At 64.4% G+C, this 1,543-nt stretch carries 3 protein-coding genes; all 3 read left to right on the top strand.

The genetic code is table 11. From position 1 onward, the window contains the following. Positions 1–341: protease inhibitor I42 family protein (locus GYA94_RS26155; RefSeq protein ID WP_161893401.1), on the top strand; the 341-nt coding region annotated here is incomplete at its 5' end. Between the two features lie 88 nt (positions 342–429). After that, positions 430–1,173, top strand: coding sequence for a carboxy-S-adenosyl-L-methionine synthase CmoA (gene cmoA, locus GYA94_RS26150; RefSeq protein WP_009684753.1), 744 nt, complete (start codon positions 430–432; stop codon positions 1,171–1,173). Next, the coding region (locus GYA94_RS26145) for a DUF1698 domain-containing protein (RefSeq protein ID WP_161893400.1) at positions 1,170–1,543 on the top strand (374 nt) is incomplete at its 3' end. The genes cmoA and GYA94_RS26145, both read left to right, overlap by 4 nt.

Below are 1,543 nucleotides of genomic sequence, written 5' to 3'. Positions count from 1 at the left end.
GCGCCCAACAACCCACTCAACCCGTCGAACTGGACGCCGAAAGCGAGTGCCCCATCCGCCTGCAGGTTGGCCAGAACCTTACGCTGAGCCTGCCCAGCAACCCCTCTACCGGCTACCGTTGGCGTGTGCAGGACCCGGCAGCCGGTGTACTGCACAGCCTTGGCCCCGAGGTCTACAGCGCGCCAGACGACACAGGCATGGTCGGCAGCTCGGGCTTGTCCACCTGGCGCTACCAGGCCCACGCCCGGGGTGAAGGCAAGCTGGTGATGGTCTACCAGCAGCCTTGGGCCACCGACGTCGCGCCCGTGCAAACCTTCGATTGCGCCCTTCGGGTCAACTGAGCTGCAGCGCCGGTCAGCCAATCATGCATCCAGGCCGCGGTTTGGCTAGAATGCCGCCCTTGCCTACCACCCGCAGCCTGGATCCGCCGTGAGCAAACAACCCGACCGCCTTTTTGCCCAACCCCTGGAGCAAGTGCCCGACTTCGTCTTCAACGAGGACGTGGTCCGCGTGTTCCCAGACATGATCAAGCGCTCGGTGCCGGGGTATCCAACCATCGTGGAAAACCTCGGTGTGCTGGCCGCACGCTTTGCCCAGCCGCATACCGCTCTTTACGACCTGGGCGCATCGCTGGGTGCGGTTACCCAGTCGCTGCGCCGGCATGTGCGCAGCGATGGCTGCCGGGTGATCGCGGTCGACAACTCCGCCGCCATGGTCGAGCGCTGCCGCCAGTACCTAACCGCCCAGGACTCGATGTTCCAGGAGCTGTTGCCGGTACAGGTGCTCGAAGCCGATATCCTCGCCCTCCCCTTCGAGCCCGCCTCGGTGGTGGCGATGAACTTCACCCTGCAATTCATCGCCCCCGATCAACGCCTGGCACTGCTTGCCCGCATCCGCCAGGCACTGCTGCCCGGCGGTGCGTTGATCCTGTCGGAAAAACTGCGCTTCGCCGATGAACAAGCCCAGGACCTGCTCAATGAGCTGCACCTGGACTTCAAGCGGGCCAACGGTTACAGCGAACTCGAAATCGCCCAGAAACGCAGCGCCATTGAAAATGTGATGCGCCCCGATACCCTCGAAACCCACCAGGAGCGCCTGCTTGCCGCCGGCTTCTCGAAAGTGGTGCCGTGGTTCCAATGCCTTAACTTCGCCTCGTTGATAGCCCTGCCATGATCGATCTGTCTCCCCTGGTCCGCCGCCTGGCGGGTACCCCCCTGGCTTCCTGGTCGCAAGGCCTGCAAGCGCAACTGCAAGCCAAGCTGGAAAAGGGCCACGGTGACCTGGACCGCTGGCGCGGTGCGCTGGAAGCCTTGCCCGCCGTGCAACCGAGTGAAGTCGACCTGGTCAACGGCCTGCGCCTGGACTGCGACTGCGACGCGGCCACCCGTGCACAGATGCGCCAGGCCTTGATGGGCCTGTCACCTTGGCGCAAAGGCCCGTTCGACCTGTTCGGCGTGCACGTCGACACCGAATGGCGTTCCGACTGGAAGTGGTCTCGCGTGGCCCCCCACCTGGATCTCAAGGGCAAACGTGTGCTCGATGT

Origin of the sequence: Pseudomonas juntendi (assembly GCF_009932375.1) — a bacterium.
Classification (GTDB): domain Bacteria; phylum Pseudomonadota; class Gammaproteobacteria; order Pseudomonadales; family Pseudomonadaceae; genus Aquipseudomonas; species Aquipseudomonas juntendi.
The sequence above is the reverse complement of the archived record's forward strand: the minus strand, read 5'-3'. Positions and strand labels throughout refer to the sequence as shown.